21 protein-coding genes and 1 tRNA gene are annotated in these 18,240 nt (G+C 53.2%); 7 read left to right on the top strand and 15 right to left on the bottom strand.

What is annotated here, in order from left to right:
- Positions 1–117: 117 nt before the first annotated feature.
- The 6 genes from M4I31_RS08015 (at position 118) to narP (ending at position 5,036) form a co-directional block, all read left to right on the top strand.
- Entirely contained in the window at positions 118–345 is a 228-nt protein-coding gene (locus tag M4I31_RS08015) for a YejL family protein (protein WP_003027506.1), read from the top strand.
- Between the two features lie 31 nt (positions 346–376).
- Positions 377–2,137 carry an LPS biosynthesis-modulating metalloenzyme YejM gene (gene yejM, locus M4I31_RS08010; protein WP_085047858.1) on the top strand — a complete coding sequence of 587 codons (1,761 nt, stop codon included), beginning with the start codon at positions 377–379 and terminating at the stop codon, positions 2,135–2,137.
- Between the two features lie 74 nt (positions 2,138–2,211).
- A tRNA-Pro gene (locus M4I31_RS08005) sits at positions 2,212–2,288 on the top strand.
- 772 nt (positions 2,289–3,060) lie between these two features.
- Positions 3,061–3,393, top strand: a complete 333-nt coding sequence (locus M4I31_RS08000) for a putative T6SS immunity periplasmic lipoprotein (protein WP_069323424.1) — start codon at positions 3,061–3,063, stop codon at positions 3,391–3,393.
- A gap of 2 nt (positions 3,394–3,395) precedes the next feature.
- The gene (locus tag M4I31_RS07995; RefSeq protein WP_085047856.1) at positions 3,396–3,893 is read left to right on the top strand and encodes a type VI secretion system tube protein Hcp; all 498 of its coding nucleotides are present in this window, start codon (positions 3,396–3,398) and stop codon (positions 3,891–3,893) included.
- Positions 3,894–4,388: 495 nt separating this feature from the next.
- Entirely contained in the window at positions 4,389–5,036 is a 648-nt protein-coding gene (narP, locus tag M4I31_RS07990; RefSeq protein WP_016153764.1) for a nitrate/nitrite response regulator protein NarP, read from the top strand.
- 101 nt (positions 5,037–5,137) lie between these two features.
- Here the strand turns inward: narP and M4I31_RS07985 are convergent, their stop codons facing one another.
- The 15 genes from M4I31_RS07985 to napF all read right to left on the bottom strand — a co-directional run bounded on the left by M4I31_RS07985 (position 5,138) and on the right by napF (position 17,322).
- Positions 5,138–6,187, bottom strand: a complete 1,050-nt coding sequence (locus tag M4I31_RS07985; RefSeq protein ID WP_085047855.1) for a cytochrome c-type biogenesis protein CcmH — start codon at positions 6,185–6,187, stop codon at positions 5,138–5,140.
- Complete coding sequence (gene dsbE / locus M4I31_RS07980) at positions 6,184–6,741, bottom strand: thiol:disulfide interchange protein DsbE (RefSeq protein ID WP_003834613.1); 558 nt, start codon at positions 6,739–6,741, stop codon at positions 6,184–6,186. The genes M4I31_RS07985 and dsbE overlap by 4 nt, the downstream gene beginning before the upstream one ends.
- Entirely contained in the window at positions 6,738–8,693 is a 1,956-nt protein-coding gene (locus tag M4I31_RS07975; RefSeq protein WP_085047854.1) for a heme lyase CcmF/NrfE family subunit, read from the bottom strand. Before M4I31_RS07975 ends, dsbE begins: the two co-directional genes overlap by 4 nt.
- Positions 8,690–9,169, bottom strand: coding sequence for a cytochrome c maturation protein CcmE (gene ccmE / locus M4I31_RS07970; protein WP_038642175.1), 480 nt, complete (start codon positions 9,167–9,169; stop codon positions 8,690–8,692). The genes M4I31_RS07975 and ccmE overlap by 4 nt, the downstream gene beginning before the upstream one ends.
- Positions 9,166–9,378, bottom strand: a complete 213-nt coding sequence (gene ccmD / locus M4I31_RS07965) for a heme exporter protein CcmD (RefSeq protein ID WP_085047853.1) — start codon at positions 9,376–9,378, stop codon at positions 9,166–9,168. Before ccmD ends, ccmE begins: the two co-directional genes overlap by 4 nt.
- Positions 9,375–10,112 carry a heme ABC transporter permease gene (locus M4I31_RS07960; RefSeq protein ID WP_006683732.1) on the bottom strand — a complete coding sequence of 246 codons (738 nt, stop codon included), beginning with the start codon at positions 10,110–10,112 and terminating at the stop codon, positions 9,375–9,377. The genes ccmD and M4I31_RS07960 overlap by 4 nt, the downstream gene beginning before the upstream one ends.
- Positions 10,113–10,187: 75 nt before the next feature.
- Positions 10,188–10,847: a heme exporter protein CcmB gene (gene ccmB, locus M4I31_RS07955; RefSeq protein WP_038642180.1), complete on the bottom strand. Its 660-nt coding sequence runs from the start codon at positions 10,845–10,847 to the stop codon at positions 10,188–10,190.
- The gene (ccmA, locus tag M4I31_RS07950; RefSeq protein WP_038642182.1) at positions 10,844–11,464 is read right to left on the bottom strand and encodes a cytochrome c biogenesis heme-transporting ATPase CcmA; all 621 of its coding nucleotides are present in this window, start codon (positions 11,462–11,464) and stop codon (positions 10,844–10,846) included. The genes ccmB and ccmA overlap by 4 nt, the downstream gene beginning before the upstream one ends.
- A gap of 20 nt (positions 11,465–11,484) precedes the next feature.
- The gene (gene napC, locus M4I31_RS07945; protein WP_003027548.1) at positions 11,485–12,087 is read right to left on the bottom strand and encodes a cytochrome c-type protein NapC; all 603 of its coding nucleotides are present in this window, start codon (positions 12,085–12,087) and stop codon (positions 11,485–11,487) included.
- A 9-nt stretch (positions 12,088–12,096) separates the two neighbouring features.
- Positions 12,097–12,546 (bottom strand): nitrate reductase cytochrome c-type subunit, encoded by a 450-nt coding sequence (napB, locus tag M4I31_RS07940; RefSeq protein ID WP_038642185.1) that lies wholly within the window; start codon positions 12,544–12,546, stop codon positions 12,097–12,099.
- The gene (gene napH / locus M4I31_RS07935) at positions 12,543–13,406 is read right to left on the bottom strand and encodes a quinol dehydrogenase ferredoxin subunit NapH (RefSeq protein ID WP_085047852.1); all 864 of its coding nucleotides are present in this window, start codon (positions 13,404–13,406) and stop codon (positions 12,543–12,545) included. The genes napB and napH overlap by 4 nt, the downstream gene beginning before the upstream one ends.
- Positions 13,393–14,088 (bottom strand): ferredoxin-type protein NapG, encoded by a 696-nt coding sequence (gene napG / locus M4I31_RS07930; RefSeq protein ID WP_038642189.1) that lies wholly within the window; start codon positions 14,086–14,088, stop codon positions 13,393–13,395. Before napG ends, napH begins: the two co-directional genes overlap by 14 nt.
- 6 nt (positions 14,089–14,094) lie before the next feature.
- Positions 14,095–16,581: a nitrate reductase catalytic subunit NapA gene (gene napA / locus M4I31_RS07925; protein WP_038642191.1), complete on the bottom strand. Its 2,487-nt coding sequence runs from the start codon at positions 16,579–16,581 to the stop codon at positions 14,095–14,097.
- The gene (napD, locus tag M4I31_RS07920; RefSeq protein ID WP_038642193.1) at positions 16,578–16,841 is read right to left on the bottom strand and encodes a chaperone NapD; all 264 of its coding nucleotides are present in this window, start codon (positions 16,839–16,841) and stop codon (positions 16,578–16,580) included. The genes napA and napD overlap by 4 nt, the downstream gene beginning before the upstream one ends.
- Entirely contained in the window at positions 16,831–17,322 is a 492-nt protein-coding gene (napF, locus tag M4I31_RS07915) for a ferredoxin-type protein NapF (protein WP_038642195.1), read from the bottom strand. The genes napD and napF overlap by 11 nt, the downstream gene beginning before the upstream one ends.
- 413 nt (positions 17,323–17,735) lie before the next feature.
- Between napF and eco the strand changes: the two genes are divergently transcribed.
- Positions 17,736–18,233 (top strand): serine protease inhibitor ecotin, encoded by a 498-nt coding sequence (gene eco, locus M4I31_RS07910; RefSeq protein ID WP_038643271.1) that lies wholly within the window; start codon positions 17,736–17,738, stop codon positions 18,231–18,233.
- Positions 18,234–18,240 lie beyond the last annotated feature (7 nt).

Here is an 18,240-nt window from a genome sequence, read left to right as displayed (position 1 = left end):
GACCGGGCGGTATTCAACCACCTGCCGGGCAGTGACGCAATAGAAGATAAAAAAGCAGAAAAAAAACTGTCCGTACGGTAATATGTTGCCCTTTCATGAACAGACTGATTTCGATTTATGCCACAAATTTCCCGCTATAGTGACGAACACGTTGAACAACTGCTGAATGAGATGCTCAACGTACTGGAAAAACATAAGGCGCCGACCGATCTTTCCCTGATGGTACTGGGAAACATGGTGACTAACCTTATCAATACAAGCATCGCACCGGCCCAGCGCCAGGCGATTGCCAACTCTTTTGCCCGCGCATTACAGTCTTCGGTAAACGACGACCAAGCGCATTAAGAGCCTGATCCGGGGAAACGAACAACAGTTTATGGTAACTCATCGTCAGCGCTACCGTGAGAAAGTCTCCCAGATGGTTAGCTGGGGGCACTGGTTTGCTTTGTTCAACATTCTGTTGGCCATGGTACTCGGTAGCCGTTACCTGTTTGTCGCCGACTGGCCGACTACGCTTGCAGGGCGCGTTTATTCCTACCTGAGCGTTGTCGGGCATTTTAGCTTCCTGGTGTTTGCCACCTATCTGCTGATCCTGTTTCCCCTGACGTTTATCGTCATGTCCCAGAGGCTGATGCGATTCTTATCAGCAATCCTGGCGACGGCTGGCATGACGTTGTTGTTAATCGACAGCGAAGTTTTTACCCGCTTCCACCTGCACCTCAACCCGATCGTCTGGGAACTGGTCATTAACCCTGACCAGAATGAAGCGGCGCGTGACTGGCAACTGATGTTTATCAGCGTGCCGGTTATTCTGTTAATCGAAATGCTGTTTGCGACCTGGAGCTGGCAAAAACTACGCAGCCTGACGCGTCGTCGCCATTTTGCTAAACCGTTAGCCGCATTCTTCTTCGTTTCCTTTATCGCCTCGCATGTGGTGTACATCTGGGCAGACGCCAATTTCTATCGCCCTATTACCATGCAACGCGCGAACCTGCCGCTCTCCTACCCGATGACGGCACGCAAGTTTCTGGAAAAACATGGTCTGTTGGATGCGCAAGAATATCAACGCCGCCTGATCGAGCAGGGAAACCCGGAAGCGGTTTCCGTGCAGTACCCGCTCAGCGAACTGCGCTACCGCGATATGGGAACCGGACAGAACGTTCTGCTGATCACCGTAGACGGCCTGAACTACTCCCGTTTTGAAAAACAGATGCCAGCGCTGGCTGAATTCGCTGAGCAGAATATCGCCTTTACGCGTCACATGAGCACAGGCAACACCACGGATAACGGGATTTTTGGCCTGTTCTATGGCGTTTCTCCAAGCTATATGGACGGCATTTTGTCGACCCGAACGCCTGCGGCGCTGATCTCTGCGCTGAACCAGCAGGGATATCAGTTGGGGCTATTCTCCTCGGATGGCTTTACCAGCCCACTTTATCGCCAGGCGCTACTGTCAGATTTCTCTATGCCGAGCGTGCAAACGCAGTCTGACGAGCAGACCGCCAGCCAGTGGATCAACTGGCTGGGCCGCTACGCGCAGGAAGATAACCGCTGGTTCTCCTGGGTCTCCTTTAACGGGACGAACCTGAACGACAGCAACCAGAAGAACTTTGCCAAACGCTACGCCAATGCCGCTCAGGATGTGGATGCCAACATTAACCGGATCCTTAGCGCCCTGCGCGACTCCGGTAAACTGAACAACACGGTGGTGATTATTACCGCGGGTCGGGGCGTACCGCTGACTCAGGAAGAGAACAATTTTGTCTGGTCGCGCGGTCATCTGCAGGTTCCTCTGATTATTCACTGGCCGGGAACACCTGCTCAGCGCATCAATAGCCTGACCGATCATACGGACCTGATGACGACGCTCATGCAACGTCTGCTCCACGTCAGCACGCCAGCTAACGAGTACTCGCAGGGCCAGGATTTGTTTAATGCAACCCGCCGCCATTACTGGGTTACCGCCGCCGACGGCAGCACGCTGGCGATTACCACGCCAGAGATGACGCTGGTGCTTAACAACAACGGTAACTATCAGACCTATGATTTACACGGTGAGAAGATAAAAGATCAGAAACCGCAACTGAGCCTGCTGCTGCAAGTTCTGACGGATGAGAAACGATTTATTGCTAACTGATTAATTATAAATCAGTTAGCAAGCCACCCTCTTGCATTCACGCTGGAAAGCAGTAGTATTGTCAGCCATAGCGTCGGCACGTAGCGCAGCCTGGTAGCGCACCGTCATGGGGTGTCGGGGGTCGGAGGTTCAAATCCTCTCGTGCCGACCAAAAATCCCAATAAAACCAACCCTTGTGGTTGGTTTTTTTATACCTGTTTTCTGAACGGGGAAGTAACGGGGATTAATCGGGGAAAAATCCCCGACGCAAAGCGTCGACTTCGCGGTAAAATTTCAGCTATACACATCACCGGGAAGTCATCAACCTCATTTATGAAAAAGGAATTTTGATAGTCTGCCCGGTGCAAAAGATATCCTGAAGCAATGCTATTGTCAGAGAAAACGAATTTAAGGAACTCATCCTTTTGTTGCTTTTTCTGAAACAGTTGAGCTTCCCTTTCCACATCGCCATCATCTACCTATAGCTTACCCATTTCTGATGTCGTAGATAATTTCCCCACAATGGTCTTCAACCACAGACAACTTCGTATTAGCAACGTCAAATTTACAAAGTTGCTAAAGTAGCCAACCATCGACATAGCAAAGGCTGCTATTTTTGATTTATCATCACTTATCGTTTTCTGTCCAGCCAAATACACCGCGTACAGAACGCTTCCCAAAGAGAATGAAGCCAAGAAGGTTTTAAAGTCACACAGGCCCCAGCCCAATCATAATACCCTGCATTCACTTTGTAATGACAAGGCTGATTTTCTTCATTACGGATTAGAACAGCAAGCATCAATAGCCAGTGATTATTGGTTACTTCTCACATATGGATTTAATAGTGGCACCTTATATTTATCTGTATACAGAGATTACAATCCTAATGAATCAGTTTATTCTTTAATATCAAAATACAAAGCTGTTATGAAAGGATTTCCCGGATGAAAAAATCAACTATTATCCCCTTAATATTTCTTCTGTCAGGCTGCCCCGGTGGAGGTGTACCAGTTCCACAGCAACGTAGTGTTTTTAAACAAGGCGATACTATTTGCTTCACTGTAAATAAAACAGATGTTTTAGAGCGTTATAGTATCTACTATTCGCCTGGCAGGAAATATACAGTTATTAAAGCAGATGATGGAATCTCTCTAAAATATCCTGACACTTGCTTTAAAATTAAATTAAAGCACGGATATATATATAATATATCTTATTCTCTCAACAATAAAAGCTATTCAGATTCATTCTTTATAGATAACGATGGAAACTATTAATTATGTCATTACCAGCTTATTTATTTTTATATGATGAAAACGGAATGCAGATTCCGGGAGATTGTTTATCCTTAGGCCGTGAAGGTGCTATTGAAGTCATGAATAGTAGTTACGGTGTGAGACAGCCTGTTGATAGCAACACTGGCAGCATGACAGGCTGTAGGCAGCATAATCCCGTAATTGTGCATAAGCAACTTGATAAAGTCAGCCCTTACCTGGCTGTAGCTGTTTGTGAAGGGAAGAGACTGCAAAAGGCAGTCATTAAATATTATGAGACTATAGAAGCAGGGATCGAAGTAGAGATTTATAATATTACTCTGGAAGATGTCGTTATATCCTCTGTAGATTTTACACATGTCTACTACCCCGGTAGTTCATCTCCTAATATGCATGAGGTAGTAGGTCTTAGATTCCATGACATTGAATGGAATTATGTTAGAGGGAATATTAAATACAATGATGCCTGGATGAAACCAGCAAAAAAAGAACAGCAACAATAAATAAACGGGCATCACGCGCCCTCTATTTCATCAATCAATTTTAAACTCAACAATATCAGAACGTGGGTAACGTTTTTGTACCTGGGTACCCATTCCTGATGAAGAACGACGGCTGATGCGTAAAGACGTACGGGTCGATCCTCAATGCTCCAGATTGTTACACCATAACCATTTGTGAACGTTGGTTCTCAATAAGGCGCTGTAACTATACATTACTGACAGAACCGTAACCGTATGCAGGATCGGCCCGATTGCAGATACTGAAAAGTTATGCCATAGCCTGCTGCCATTTTCCACCCGCCCCCCAGCCCCCTCCCGGCGTCTTACCGTTCTTGAGCATCACATTGTCCATGTATTCTCCCTCTCTTCAGCACAGGTTTTACTACTTACCCATGCACAAATTGGGGTAAAATTTATCCTCTCATCAGCGCGATGAATCTGGACGATTGATGCGCTGAAAACAATAATGATACTAATAAAACTCAGGAGAATAGTATGCCTGAAGCAACGCCTTTTCGGGTGCTGATTGTCGATGACCACCCACTGATGCGGCGGGGAATTAGTCAATTATTGCAACTGGATCCCGCATTTAACGTAGTAGCTGAAGCAGGTGACGGCGCAAGTGCGATCGATCTGGCAAACCGTCTGGACCTTGACGTGATCCTGTTGGATCTCAATATGAAAGGTATGAGTGGGCTGGATACCCTGAATGCGCTGCGTCGGGACGGTGTGACCGCACAAATTATCATTCTGACCGTTTCGGATGCTGCCAGCGATGTATACGCCCTAATTGACGCGGGTGCGGATGGTTATTTGCTCAAAGACAGCGATCCTGAAGTCCTGCTGGAAGCCATTCGCAGCGGAGCCAAAGGCGGTAAAGCGTTCAGTACACGCGTCAGTGAATATCTGCGCGAACGCGACCTGTTCGGCGCACAAGAAGATCCGTTCAGCATTCTCACCGAACGCGAGCTGGATGTCTTGCACGAACTGGCTCAGGGGCTGTCGAATAAACAGATTGCTTCAGTGCTGAATATTTCCGAACAGACGGTGAAGGTGCATATTCGCAACCTGCTGCGCAAACTCAACGTGCGCTCTCGCGTTGCTGCCACTATTTTGTTTTTGCAAACGCGCGGTATGCAATAACCAGATATTGCCCGATAGCGCTACGCTTATCGGGCCTACACGTCACGTGCATCGCCAGGCCGGATAAGACGCGTTGCGTCGCCATCCGGCATCTTCCACTCTTACTTCTCCTGCGGCGTTAGCTGCTCCATCGCCTGTTTAATACTGCGCTCGATTACCGCCCGACGGGTATCGTTGGCGGGTAATAATTTCAGCATCATCTCCCACGCCGCAACCGCTTCGCCGAAGCGCTGCTGTTCGAAAGCGTTAAACGCGTACATGCTCAATACGCGCACGTTGGCATGTTCACCGCGTATTAGTTGACGTAACAGCTCCCCGCCCCGACGGTTATCATTAGGGTCGGATGAACGGGTCAACGCTTCCGCATAGCCCAGCGCCGCATCACTGTTTTTCGGATCCAGCCGATAAGCATTGGCATAGGCTTCAGTAGCCGTGCTGGCGTTGCCGAGCACCATGCCAATGCGTCCAAGCATAATCCAGCCTTCAACGTTTGCGGGATCGGCCTGTAAGCGAGTGCGCAGCCCCAACGCCAGACGCGTCATGTCTTCTTCATTCAACGGGTCGGCTTTTGGATCCAATGCCCGCTCCAGCAGCGCTGGGGCCTGAGCGGTGGCCTGTTGCCAGACCTGCACCTGTTTATAGTTCCCGGTTTGGTAATAGCTCACCGCGCCGACCACCAGCGCCACCACGATGCCGGGCACAAAGAGTCCGAATCCACCGCGCTTGCCATCCGGGATGATGTCGTCAGGAAACTCTTCTTGTTTCACCCGCACGCGTCGGCGAGTACGGGCGAAAATAATCCAGCCCCCGAGACCAATCGCTACCGCCGGCATCACCCACAGCAGCACGGTCAGCGGAGTTAACGGCGGATCGTAAGTGACGAAGTTGCCGTAGCGCGCCACCATGTAGTCAACAATCTCTTTCTGACTTTTGCCTTCCTGCATCAGTTCGTACACTTTCTGCCGCAGGTCGGTGGCAATCATTGAGTTAGAGTCGGCAATGCTGTTGTTCTGACACTTAGGACAACGCAGTTGCTCGGTAAGCTGGCGGAACTGCTGCTCCTGCGCTTCATCCTTAAACTGCATTACATCGATAGTCGCCAGCGCGGATCCCGAGATAACCAGCATCAGCAGGCCCAATAAAAATCTCATTGCGCAGCCTCCTTACTGTACTTGTCCCACAGCGGTTTGATCTCGCTTTCCCACACCCGGGCGTTAAGATCACCGGCATGGCGATAGCGAATAATACCTTTCCCGTCGATCAGGAACGTCTCCGGCGCGCCGTACACGCCAAGATCGAGGCCGAGCATACCGTCGCCGTCAAACAGACTTAATGAGTAAGGATTGCCCAGCTCTTTCAGCCAGACAATGGCTTTCTGACGATCGTCTTTATAGTTCAGACCCACTACCCGCACGCCTTGCGCAGACAGCTGATTCAGATACTGATGCTCGGCGCGACAGGTCGGACACCAGGTCGCCCAGACGTTCAGCAACACCGGCTTGCCCTGCGTCAGCACATCGGCCTGATAATGCTGACCCGGGTTTTCCAGCGATTCCAGGCGGAACGTCGGAACAGGTTTGCCGATCAACGCCGACTCCAGATTGGTAGGGTCGTCTCCCTGCGCGTTACGCGCTAACTGCCACAGCAGCGCCGCCGCAATAATGAGAAAAATAATAAACGGAATTAACAGTGCGTTGCGCTTCATACAGCCTCCGACGCATTTTTTTGCACCGCGGCGCGAGGGCGCGTGCGCTGGCGATAGCGTGGATCAAACAGGCAGAACACCCCGCCCAGCGCCATCAGCAATCCTCCGGCCCAAATCCAGCGAATAAACGGTTTGTAATACAAACGTACAGCCCATGCGCCGTTATCCAGCTCTTCACCCAGCGCAGCATACAGATCGCGCGTGAACCCGCCGTCAATCGCCGCTTCGGTCATCATCGAACTGGTGCTGTTATAGAAGCGTTTCTCCGCATGCAGCGTGGCTGCCGGTTTACCATCACGCGTGACGCCAATAATGGCGACCCCGCCCCGGTAGTTTGGTCCGGTAATATCTTTCACTTCACGGAAAGTAAACTGATAGTCATGGATGCTGACGCTATCACCCGCTTTCATACGGACATCGCGTTCCACGCTGTAATTCTGGCTAAAGGCAATACCAACAATGGTAATCGCCAGCCCAACGTGAGCCGATACCATCCCCCAGTAGCTGGGCGTCAGCTTCGTTCCACGAGAAATGCGCAGGTACGCTTCGGACATGGCCAGCACAAAAATCCAGCACGCCATCGCCAGCCCCACCACCGTCATGGCGGCAATACGATCCTCAAACAGCCACGGCAACAGCAGCGACAGAATTAGCGTGGTGACAAACGCGATGATCAGTAACGTTTTCAGTTTACGCGGTCGGTCACGGCCCCAGCGCACTAATGGCCCAATGCCCAGCAGCAACGCAAACGGCGCCATCAGCCAGGTAAACATGGTATTGAAGAACGGCTCGCCAATCGAAATGCTGCCCAGCCCAAGCTGTTTGTGCACCAGCGGCAGTAGCGTGCCCAATAACACCACCAGCATAGCGGCGATCAGCAGGACGTTGTTACCCAACAGCAGTGATTCACGCGACCACAGCGCGTTGTTTACCCGCGAGCGGACCTTATGCCCACGCACCGCAAACAGCAGCAGGGAACCGCCAATCACCAGCACCATGAAGGCCAGTATAAACATCCCTCGCGACGGGTCTGAGGCGAAAGCATGCACCGAAACCAGTACGCCGGAGCGTACCAGGAAAGTCCCCAACAGGCACAGCGAGAAGGCGCTGATTGACAGCAGCAAGGTCCAGGCTTTGAAGCTGGCGCGCTGTTCGGTTACCGACAGCGAGTGCATCAGGGCTGTGCCCACCAGCCATGGCATAAAGGAGGCGTTCTCAACCGGATCCCAGAACCACCAGCCGCCCCAGCCCAGCTCGTAATAGGCCCAGGCCGAACCGAGTACAATCCCCAGCGTCAGAAACACCCACGCCGCCAGCGTCCATGGACGCGAAAAGCGAGCGAAGGTGCTGTCCAGACGCCCGCTCATCAACGCGGCGATCGCAAACGCGAAAGCTACCGAGAAACCGACATACCCCATGTACAGCAACGGCGGATGGAAAATCAGTCCCGGATCCTGCAACAGCGGATTCAGATCTCGCCCTTCAACAGGGAAATTGGGCAACGTGCGGGCAAACGGATTAGAGGTAAACAGGATAAACAGCAGGAAGCCGACGCTGACCATCCCCATCACCGCCAACACGCGGGCGACAATGTCCAGCGGCATGCGCTGGCTGAACGCCGCGACGGCGAACGTCCAGCCGCTCATCAGCAGCACCCACAGCAGCAGCGAGCCTTCATGCGCGCCCCATGTCGCTGCCACCCGGTACCAGACAGGAAGCTGGGTATTGGAGTTACTGGCGACGTAGGTCACGGTAAAGTCATTAACCACGAAGGCATTAACCAGAATCAGGAACGCCCCCATCACGCAGATAAACAAGACCCAGGCAAAGGGCCGTGCGGAGGCCATCATCCGCACGTCGCCGCGCGCCACGCCCCACAACGGATAGACCGACAGCAGTAGTGCAACGCCAAGCGCAAGGCACAACAGCGCATTGCCAATTTCCGGCATCATGACGTTTTATCCTTATAAACACTTTCCGGGCGACGGTGGTTTTCCTGCATCGCTTTTTCGACTTCCGGCGGGGTGTAATTTTCATCATGTTTGGCCAGAACCTCTTTAGCCTGCACATGATTTCCCTTGTCCAGCTCGCCCTGAACAACAACCCCCTGCCCTTCGCGGAACAGGTCCGGCAAAATGCCTTCATAGGTCACATCCACCACACCTTCGGCGTCATAGATGCTGAAAGTTACTTTAAGCGATTGCGGATCGCGCTTCACGCTGCCCGGCATCACCATCCCACCCACGCGTAGACGCTGACCGACTTCAGGCATCTGCTGTGTCTCGCGCTTACCGTAGAGTATCTCTCCCGGGGTGTAGAACAGATCGATATTGGAACGCAGCGCGTAGAGCACCAGCGAAATGGTCAACGCCAGACCTGCCAGTACCGCGCAGGCTATCCATAGCCGATTTTTACGTCGAATATTCACGCCGCCTCCCGTTGTACTTGCGCTGCGCGCATGCGCGCTTCCCTCGCCCGCTGCTGGGCCACGCCGCGTAAGATTGCGCGATGCTGTAATGTTGAATGCAGCACCAGCACCAGCAGCGGAATAACGCTCATGGCAACAGCCAGCCAGACATACAAGGCGTAACCGCCCATCGCGAAAAAATCACTCCATGATGCAAATGCAGGGGTCATTGGCGGCCTCTTTTTAAGATCAGTTCGCTCACCCACGGGCGGCGTTTTTCCATCATCAAAATCAGGTTACGCATGCGCATTAGCGCCAGCGTGACAAACAGCAACAGGTAACCGACAATCGCCAGACGCAGCGGTGCGCGCATTGCCGGATCGATGCTTTGCTGCATACGGGTTGACCCCTGATGCAGCGTGTTCCACCACTCGACCGAGTAGTGAATAATCGGTAAGTTGACCACACCAATCAACACCAGAATACCGGCGGCACGCCCTGCCAGGCGGCGGTCGTCAAACGCATGCCACAATGCAATGGCACCAACGTAGAGAAACAGCAACACCAGTTCAGAGGTGAGTCGGGCATCCCAGACCCACCAGGTTCCCCACATCGGTTTGCCCCATGCGGACCCCGTCACCAGCGCAATAAAGGTAAACACAGCGCCAATGGGCGCCATCGCAGCCAGCGCCAGATTGGCCATTTTCATCTGCCAGACCAGGCCGATAAACGCCGCAACAGCCATCGAGGCATAAATTCCCATCGACCAGATTGCCGCCGGAACGTGCAGATAAATGATGCGATAGCTCTGTCCCTGCTGATAATCAGCCGGCGCGAAGCCAAAGCCCCACACCCATCCGGTTATTAATACAACCGCGCTGGCAATCGCCAGCCACGGAATAAACCAGCCGCAGATCTGATAGAGCCGAGGGGGCATCGCCAATTGATGAAGTGTTTTCCACATAGTTCAGTCACCAGACTCCATTAATTAATATCCGTTTTGCCGGAGCGCCTTGCCCGGCCTGCAAATCCTGTCGCATTACTGCACGCTGATCCGTAACGCCGCAGCCGTGGCAAACGGGCTTAACGTGGCGCTGCCTACCAACAACGCCCCCAGAATCGCCATGTATCCTTCAACAGGCAAGTGCATGGAGGCCGCATCCATCGCCGCGGTCGCAAAAATCAGTAGTGGAATAGTAAGCGGGAGAACCAGCACGCTTAACAGCACGCCGCCGCGCTTTAAACCCACCGTCAGACCTACGCCAGGCGCGCCGAGAAAACCCAACGTCGGCGTGCCGAGCAGCAAAGTCAGCGCCATAATTTTCCAGCCGTACATATCCATGCCCAGCAGTAATGCCACCAGCGGAGAGAGGATTAACAGCGGCAAACCGGTTACGACCCAGTGCGCCATCACTTTCGCCAGCACAACCGCCGGAAGCGGCAGCGACAGCAGCATCAACTGCTCAAGGCTGCCGTCCTGTAAGTCATCACGAAACAAGCGCTCCAGCGCCAGCAATGACGCCAGCAGCGCCGCAACCCAGATAATGCCCGGCGCAATACGCGCCAGCAGCTGTGGCTCCGGCCCAATGCTCAGAGGAAACAACGTGATAACAATCAGAAAGAACCATAAAGGATTGGCGATTTCCGCACTATGACGAAACGCAACTCGCAGTTCTAAACGGAAGATTCGCCACATCATTGCGTTGCCCTCTCGCTGGTCAGCGCAATACGTCGCACTTTATTGGTCTCAACATTAAGCGGCTGGTGGGTAGTGAGAATGACAATACCGCCCTGTTCCGTATGCTGTGCCATACGCTGAGTCAGTCGCTCAACGCCGTTTACATCAATGGCGGTAAAGGGTTCATCGAGGATCCACAGCCGGGCGCGGGTCAGCCACAAACGGGCCAGCGCCACGCGCCGCTGTTGTCCGGCGGAAAGTTGATTCACCGGAATATCTTCGTATCCGGCAAGTCCCGCCTGCGCCAGCGCGTCCAGACACTGTGCGATGTCGCCATCGTGATGGAAAAAACGCAGGTTCTCCAACGCCGAAAGCCGGGTTTTTATCCCCGGCTGATGTCCGATCCACAGCAATTGCTGATGGTAGCTGTCCCGCACGTGATGCAGGGGTTGCTCTTGCCAGCAAACCTCCCCTGCGTCGGGACGCGCCAGCCCGGTAAGCAACCGCAGTAAAGTGGTTTTCCCCGCGCCGTTGCTGCCGGTAATTTGTACCCATTCCCCTGCGTTGACGCGAAATGACAGATCGCTGAACAGTATTCTGTCATCCCGCTCGCAAAGTAATTCTCTGGCTTCAAGCATACCTGGTTATCTACATCCTGTTAAAAGCCCGGTTTGACTTCGCGCATATCAGGCAGTTTGTGCGCTATCCCTTTATGACAGTCAATACAGGTTTGCCCGTCTTTCACGGCCTGGTCATGCATTTTGGCCGCAACGCCTTTCTGGGCGGTTAAATCCATAAACTCGAAGTTGTGACAGTTGCGACACTCTTGCGAATTATTATCTTTCATACGCCGCCACTCATTTTGCGCCATCGTCAGACGATGATCTTCAAATTTCTGCGGTGTATCTATTAACCCCAGCGCCTTCGCGTACAGCTCTTTACTGGCCTTGATCTTACGGATCATTTTCGGGCCCCACTCATGCGGGACGTGGCAATCAGGGCAAGTCGCACGCACACCGCTGCGGTTGTTGTAGTGTACGGTTTCCATATATTCCTGGTACACCGTATTGCGCATTTCGTGACAGCTAATGCAGAACTCTTCCGTATTGGCCTTTTCCATACCGGTATTAAAGCCGCCCCAGAAAATAATGCCGCCCACAAAGCCGATTAACAACAGCGTGCCGAGCGCCAGACGGCTGGGGCGACGCCACCATTGCCAGACGCGCTTAATCCAGCCTGGTTTACGGTTAGAATTTTCCATAATGACCTCTTATTTCCCGTAACCTTTCGAGGGGGTGAAGGTATTTTCAACAATCGGCGCAGCGTCAGCCTGCGGGACGTGACATTGCAGACAGAAATAACGACGCGGCGCGACTTCAGCCAATACCTTGCCGTCGCTGTCCATAAAGTGCGTCGGACTGATGCGCGGCGCGCCGGTGGTGCGATAGCTTTCCACACCGTGGCACTGCAGGCAGCGGTTAGTATTGGTCGTCACCTGATACCCTTCAACGCTGTGCGGAACCATTGGCGGTTGATTCACATAGTTCAGCGGCATACGCTCCTGCTCTTTCGGCATGCGAATCGCCCCTTCCTGCGTCCCTGAGACTTCCGGTGACTGGCTTAGGTCCACTCCGTTTGCAGCCCAAACGGCCCCACTGACGACCAGGGCAAGCAGGGCCGTCCATTGACTCAGCTTTTTAATCAGGTCATGGCTTTTCATGATTTCGCTCCCGAACTCCATCGTGTTGTTATTGTAAAAACATCCTCAGAACAGACATCCACGCAGCGACCGCAGGCCATGCAATCGCGACTGGTTACCTGCACCGGGCTTTGCTCATCCAGCACCGGCGCACGTAGCACATGCGGTTCCGGGCAAACATGAAAACAATCCATACAGCGGTTACATCTGTTACGTTCTTTTGCCGAAACGGTTAATGCGCCTTTACTTCCCACTACGCTATACAGTGCGCCCAGTGGGCAGAGATGCCCGCACCAGCCATGCTCAACGACCAGTAGATCAAATAAAAACAGCGCCAGAATCAGCAGCGCTCCACTGCCAAATCCCATTATCAGACTCCGTCCGAGCAGAGAGACGGGATTTATCCATTCCCACAGCAGCGTACCGGTCAAGGCGGAACCGACCAGGATAACCACCAGCAGGACATACCGTATATAGCGCGGTAGGGTCGCGGACTGATTCAGGTCAAACCTTCTGCGTAACCAACTGGCTAAATCGGTGACCGGGTTCATCGGACAAACCCAGCTGCAAAACAGACGCTTACCCGCAAGGGCATACAGCACCGTGATGACGACCGCCCCCGTTAACGCAACCGTTGCCGGCAGGTGTCCGCTGGCCAGGCTTTGCAACGTAATTAGCGGATCGGTGAATGGGACAGTATCCAACAGCAGGCTGCCACTGTAATTGCCATGCAGGATCCATACGCCAAACCACGGGCCGCTCAGGAACATCGCCAGTATCAGAAACTGACTCAGACGACGCAGCAGCAGCCAGCGATGACTCTTCCACCACCCTTTTTTTGCCTGCGCTTCACGCCCGGCGTCACGTTTACGATTTGCCATTATTCCCCTCCAGCCAACCGAAGCGGTAATGGTGTCCTAACTCCCCTTTCGCCAGCGACAGCGGCAGCACTTTTATTGCTGGCTGCTCCAGTACGCAGACTTTTTCGCATTTCCCGCAGCCGGTACAGGCATCGCTATGGACGGTTGGAATAAACCGCGCATGCTTGCCGGTACGCATATTGCGGTCCAGCTCAAGGGTGATAGCCTCATCGATTTTCGGGCACTCGCGATAGCAAACATCGCAGCGTAGCCCTTGATAGTTGAGGCAGTTTTCGTGATCCAGCAGTACCGCCAGCCCCATACGCGAATCGTCAATGGATTCAATTTCCTTGTCCAACGCGCCGCTGGGGCAGACTTTGGCGCACGGAATGTCCTCACACATTTCGCAAGGAATATCGCGGGCGACAAAATACGGTGTACCTGCTGCCAACCCGGAGGCCAGCGTCGCCAGTTTCAGCGTGTCATACGGGCATGCCTGAACGCACTGACCGCAGCGCACACAGGCGCTGGCGAATGCCTCCTCGCTCAATGCGCCAGGCGGGCGTAACCGCACGCCGGTTGCACGTGCGGTTTGCTGTTGTAACCCCAGCGCCACGCCAACGACGGCCAGCCCGCCCGCCGCGCGAACCATATCGCGCAGAAAGCGGCGGCGGCCATTTTGGGGTTTTGCTGACCGGGACATAACGCGTTACACCTTCGCCAGTTTCACAGCGCACTTCTTGAAATCCGTCTCTTTGGAGAGCGGATCCGTCGCATCCAGCGTCAGATTGTTCACCAGCTGTGCGGCATCGAAGAACGGCATGTATACCAGCCCCTGCGGCGGACGGTTACGCCCGCGCGTTTCAACAATCGAGATAACTTCGCCACGGCGGGAAACCACTTTGACTTTATCGCCACGGCGCAGATCGCGCGCTTTTGCATCCAGCGGGTGGATAAACAGCACAGCTTCCGGGAAGGCGCGGTGCAGTTCAGGCACACGACGCGTCATGCTGCCGGTATGCCAGTGCTCCAGCACACGTCCAGTGGAAAGCCACAGGTCATACTCTTTATCCGGCGCTTCAGCGGCAGGTTCAAATGGCAGCGCGAAGATGACCGCTTTGCCGTCCGGCTTACCATAGAACTTGTAGCTTTCCCCCGCTTTCACGTACGGGTCGTTGCCTTCGCTGTAGCGCCACTGAGTCTCTTTGCCCTCAACGACCGGCCAGCGTAAACCGCGCGCTTTGTGGTAATCGTCGAATGGTGCGAGATCGTGCCCGTGGCCACGGCCAAACCAGGCGTACTCTTCGAACAGCCCTTTTTGCAGATAGAAGCCCAGCTCGCGGGATTCATCGTTGAGCTGATCTTCAGCCAGTTCAGCTACCGGGAATTTGGTCACGGCTGGCGTGGCGAACAGCACGTCATACAGCGTTTTGCCGCGCAGCTCCGGTTTCTGCGCCAGTAGTTCTTCCGGCCATACCTCTTCTGTTTTGAAGCGACGGGAAAACTGCACCAGTTGCCACAGATCCGATTTCGATTCACCCGGCGCTTTAATCTGCTGACGCCAGAACTGAGTGCGTCGTTCCGCGTTACCGTAAGCCCCTTCTTTCTCTACCCACATTGCGGTCGGTAGGATCAGATCGGCTGACAGGGCGCTGACCGTCGGGTACGGATCGGAGACGATGATGAAGTTGCGCGGATCGCGCCAGCCCGGCATACGCTCTTCGTTGATGTTCGGACCGGCCTGCATGTTGTTGGTGCACATCGTCCAGTAGACATTGAGTTTGCCATCTTTCAGCGCACGGTCTTGCGCCACGGCATGCAGCCCGACTTTTGCCGGAATGGTCCCCGATGGGATATTCCAGTGCTTCTCACAGATATCGCGGTGTTTTTCGTTGGTGACCACCATGTCCGCAGGCAGACGATGGGAGAACGTCCCAACTTCACGCGCGGTACCGCAGGCGGAAGGCTGACCGGTCAATGAGAACGGACCACAGCCTGGCTGAGAAATTTTACCGGTCAGCAGGTGCAGGTTATAGACCAGGTTGTTGGCCCACACGCCGCGGGTATGCTGGTTAAAGCCCATCGTCCAGTAGGAGATGACTTTTTTCTTCGGATCGGCATACAACTGCGCCAACTGTTCCAGTTGATCTTTCGGTACGCCGGTCATTTCGGCGGTTTTATCCAGCGTGTACTCAGCAACGAAGGCTTTGTAATCCTCAAAGCTCATCGGTTCAGAGGCATCGGAACCTGGATTCTTCGCCGCTTTTTCCAGCGGATGGGTTGGACGCAGGCCGTAGCCGATGTCCGTCACCCCTTTACGCAGGTTAACGTGCTTGCTAAAGAAATCCTGGTTGATCGCATTGTTTTGAATGATGTAGTTTGCGATGTAGTTGAGGATCACCAGATCGGTTTGCGGCGTGAAGACCATACCGTTATCCGCCAGCTCAAAGCTACGATGCTGGAAGGTGGAGAGCACCGCGACGGTAACATTCGGATCGGACAAACGACGGTTGGTGATGCGCGACCACAGAATCGGGTGCATCTCCGCCATATTCGCGCCCCACAAGACGAAAGCATCGGCATGCTCAATATCGTCATAACAGCCCATCGGCTCATCCATACCAAAGGTACGCATAAAGCCAACCACCGCTGACGCCATGCAGTGACGCGCGTTCGGGTCAATGTTATTAGAACGGAAGCCGGCTTTAAACAATTTGGCGGCGGCGTAACCTTCCCAAATCGTCCACTGACCCGAGCCGAACATGCCGATAGACTCTGGGCCTTTTTCTTTCATGGACGTTTTGAATTTCTCTTCCATCACGTCAAAGGCCTGCTCCCAGCTAATCGGCGTGAATTCACCCTCTTTGTGATACTTCCCGTCCTTCATGCGCAGCATCGGCTGTGTTAAACGGTCTTTTCCGTACATGATTTTCGGCAGGAAGTAACCTTTGATGCAGTTAAGCCCACGGTTAACCGGCGCATCCGGATCGCCCTGGCATGCCACTACACGCCCTTGCTGCGTCCCGACCAATACGCCACAGCCTGTCCCGCAGAAACGGCACGGGGCTTTGTCCCATTTGATGGCTTCTTGCTGACCGACTACCGCGCGGGCTACGCCCGGCACGCTTAACCCGGCAGCCGCCGCAGCGGCCGCAACGGCGTTAGCTTTCATAAAGCTACGACGACTGAGTTTCATGGTGTTTCCTCACCTTGCTCATCCTGCTGGTGATAAACCAGCGACACCGCCAGCACGCCCGCAACGTTGCGCACTGACTCAATAGTTTTCATTAGCGTTTCACTTTGCTCTGCTTCCACCACCACAATGAGCTGGCCGCTTTCCACATCGCTAAGTGCAACTTCGCAACCCGGAAACGAACGCAACTGCGTGGCGATATCATTGATATGCTGACTTTTGGCCTGAACGACCAGGCTGCAGACCTGCCAGTTACTGTCCATGGTTGTACTCCGCATTAATGGCTGATACCGGGCAAATCGCGACACACGCGCCGCATCCGTTACAGGCCTGATTGTCGAGCTGTGGCTGATAAATACCGGACAGCGTGGGGCGAAAGGTTATGGCCATGGGTTCACAGCTATCCTGACAGCGATGACACTCAACTGACTGGTGTGCGAGACAGTTTTCCCCGATCGTAAAATTCAGATCCCATGCCCTGGTGTGGCGCGGAAGAAAAAGTGATTCGGGACAGGCCTCTGCGCAGGCATAACAAAAGCTGCACTCGCCGTGTTTGAAATTTACGCTCGGATAACCACCCTGGCCTCGCTGCAGGATGTCGGTTTCACACGCCTGGATGCAGGCGTCACAACGAAGGCAATGGGCCAGAAAGTGAGAGTCTTCCTTGCTCCACGGCGGACGGATCCCTGCGTTGGCGTTACGCCAACTGCCTGTCAACATGCCTCGACGGGATAAATCAACCATGACATTGTCCTTCCATAATGACGCTCTCCCCCGGCGGGTTGAACGACATAAAAAACTGCACTATTTATGAGTAGTTATTTTTAGTCGTAAGATATTTCAGGATGTGTAAGAGGAGCATACCCCGATCGGGGTAAATGCTGTTGCCGGATCAAAAGAGTGTTGAGTTGACGGGAAAAAATGCGCTTTTGCTCACATTTCAATGGGTTATATAATAAATTACACAACGAATACATCACAAAGAGAATAATCTTAAAATTAAGATAAATCTTAGAATATATCGCTACACATAACCGACAACACTCAAATACTCACTGAAAATATAAGTAAATCCAGATTAATAGATAATGCAAATATGTTAACCTGCCCCAGACTCGTTCATAAGACAGAAGAAAGGAAACACTGTGAACAATAAGATGAAGACAATTGTCCCTGCCGTGCTTTTCGCCGCCTTTGCCAGCACCTCTGCCTGGGCTGGCAGTAACGATACCGGTGCTCAGCCGCTGGAAAAGGTCGCCCCTTATCCTAAAGCGGAAAAGGGTATGAAGCGCCAGGTAATCCAGCTTCCCCCTGAGAAAGATGAATCTACCCTGAAAGTAGAACTATTAATCGGCCAGACGCTGGAGGTCGACTGCAACCAACATCGCCTGGGTGGAGAACTGGATAGCAAAACGCTGGAAGGTTGGGGATACGACTACTACGTTTTCGACAAAGTCACCTCTCCGGTTTCAACCATGATGGCCTGCCCTGACGGTAAAAAAGAGAAGAAATTTATTACCGCGTATCTGGGTGATGACGGTATGCTGCGCTACAACAGCAAGTTGCCGATTGTGGTCTACACCCCGGAAAACGTGGAAGTGAAATACCGTATCTGGAAAGCGGAAGAGAAGATTCAGGACGCCGTCGCTCGCTAAGTGAGAA

The organism is Citrobacter sp. XT1-2-2, from assembly GCF_023516235.1.
GTDB lineage: Bacteria > Pseudomonadota > Gammaproteobacteria > Enterobacterales > Enterobacteriaceae > Citrobacter > Citrobacter werkmanii.
Note: the sequence above shows the minus strand (reverse complement) of the source record. Positions and strands in the feature narration are given on the sequence as shown.

What these genes read in the sequence shown, in the direction of transcription:
- M4I31_RS07995 (WP_085047856.1), top strand. Translation starts at nt 3,396, where the DNA reads ATGTCATTACCAGCTTATTTATTTTTATATGATGAAAACGGAATGCAG.
- napC (WP_003027548.1), bottom strand. Translation starts at nt 12,087, where the DNA reads ATGGAAAATTCTAACCGTAAACCAGGCTGGATTAAGCGCGTCTGGCAA.
- dsbE (WP_003834613.1), bottom strand. Translation starts at nt 6,741, where the DNA reads ATGAAGCGCAACGCACTGTTAATTCCGTTTATTATTTTTCTCATTATT.
- ccmB (WP_038642180.1), bottom strand. Translation starts at nt 10,847, where the DNA reads ATGATGTGGCGAATCTTCCGTTTAGAACTGCGAGTTGCGTTTCGTCAT.
- napD (WP_038642193.1), bottom strand. Translation starts at nt 16,841, where the DNA reads ATGGACAGTAACTGGCAGGTCTGCAGCCTGGTCGTTCAGGCCAAAAGT.
- yejM (WP_085047858.1), top strand. Translation starts at nt 377, where the DNA reads ATGGTAACTCATCGTCAGCGCTACCGTGAGAAAGTCTCCCAGATGGTT.
- napG (WP_038642189.1), bottom strand. Translation starts at nt 14,088, where the DNA reads ATGTCCCGGTCAGCAAAACCCCAAAATGGCCGCCGCCGCTTTCTGCGC.
- ccmD (WP_085047853.1), bottom strand. Translation starts at nt 9,378, where the DNA reads ATGACCCCTGCATTTGCATCATGGAGTGATTTTTTCGCGATGGGCGGT.
- M4I31_RS07960 (WP_006683732.1), bottom strand. Translation starts at nt 10,112, where the DNA reads ATGTGGAAAACACTTCATCAATTGGCGATGCCCCCTCGGCTCTATCAG.
- ccmA (WP_038642182.1), bottom strand. Translation starts at nt 11,464, where the DNA reads ATGCTTGAAGCCAGAGAATTACTTTGCGAGCGGGATGACAGAATACTG.
- M4I31_RS08015 (WP_003027506.1), top strand. Translation starts at nt 118, where the DNA reads ATGCCACAAATTTCCCGCTATAGTGACGAACACGTTGAACAACTGCTG.
- M4I31_RS07975 (WP_085047854.1), bottom strand. Translation starts at nt 8,693, where the DNA reads ATGATGCCGGAAATTGGCAATGCGCTGTTGTGCCTTGCGCTTGGCGTT.
- eco (WP_038643271.1), top strand. Translation starts at nt 17,736, where the DNA reads ATGAAGACAATTGTCCCTGCCGTGCTTTTCGCCGCCTTTGCCAGCACC.
- napA (WP_038642191.1), bottom strand. Translation starts at nt 16,581, where the DNA reads ATGAAACTCAGTCGTCGTAGCTTTATGAAAGCTAACGCCGTTGCGGCC.
- napB (WP_038642185.1), bottom strand. Translation starts at nt 12,546, where the DNA reads ATGAAAAGCCATGACCTGATTAAAAAGCTGAGTCAATGGACGGCCCTG.
- narP (WP_016153764.1), top strand. Translation starts at nt 4,389, where the DNA reads ATGCCTGAAGCAACGCCTTTTCGGGTGCTGATTGTCGATGACCACCCA.
- napF (WP_038642195.1), bottom strand. Translation starts at nt 17,322, where the DNA reads ATGGTTGATTTATCCCGTCGAGGCATGTTGACAGGCAGTTGGCGTAAC.
- napH (WP_085047852.1), bottom strand. Translation starts at nt 13,406, where the DNA reads ATGGCAAATCGTAAACGTGACGCCGGGCGTGAAGCGCAGGCAAAAAAA.
- M4I31_RS07985 (WP_085047855.1), bottom strand. Translation starts at nt 6,187, where the DNA reads ATGAGATTTTTATTGGGCCTGCTGATGCTGGTTATCTCGGGATCCGCG.
- M4I31_RS08000 (WP_069323424.1), top strand. Translation starts at nt 3,061, where the DNA reads ATGAAAAAATCAACTATTATCCCCTTAATATTTCTTCTGTCAGGCTGC.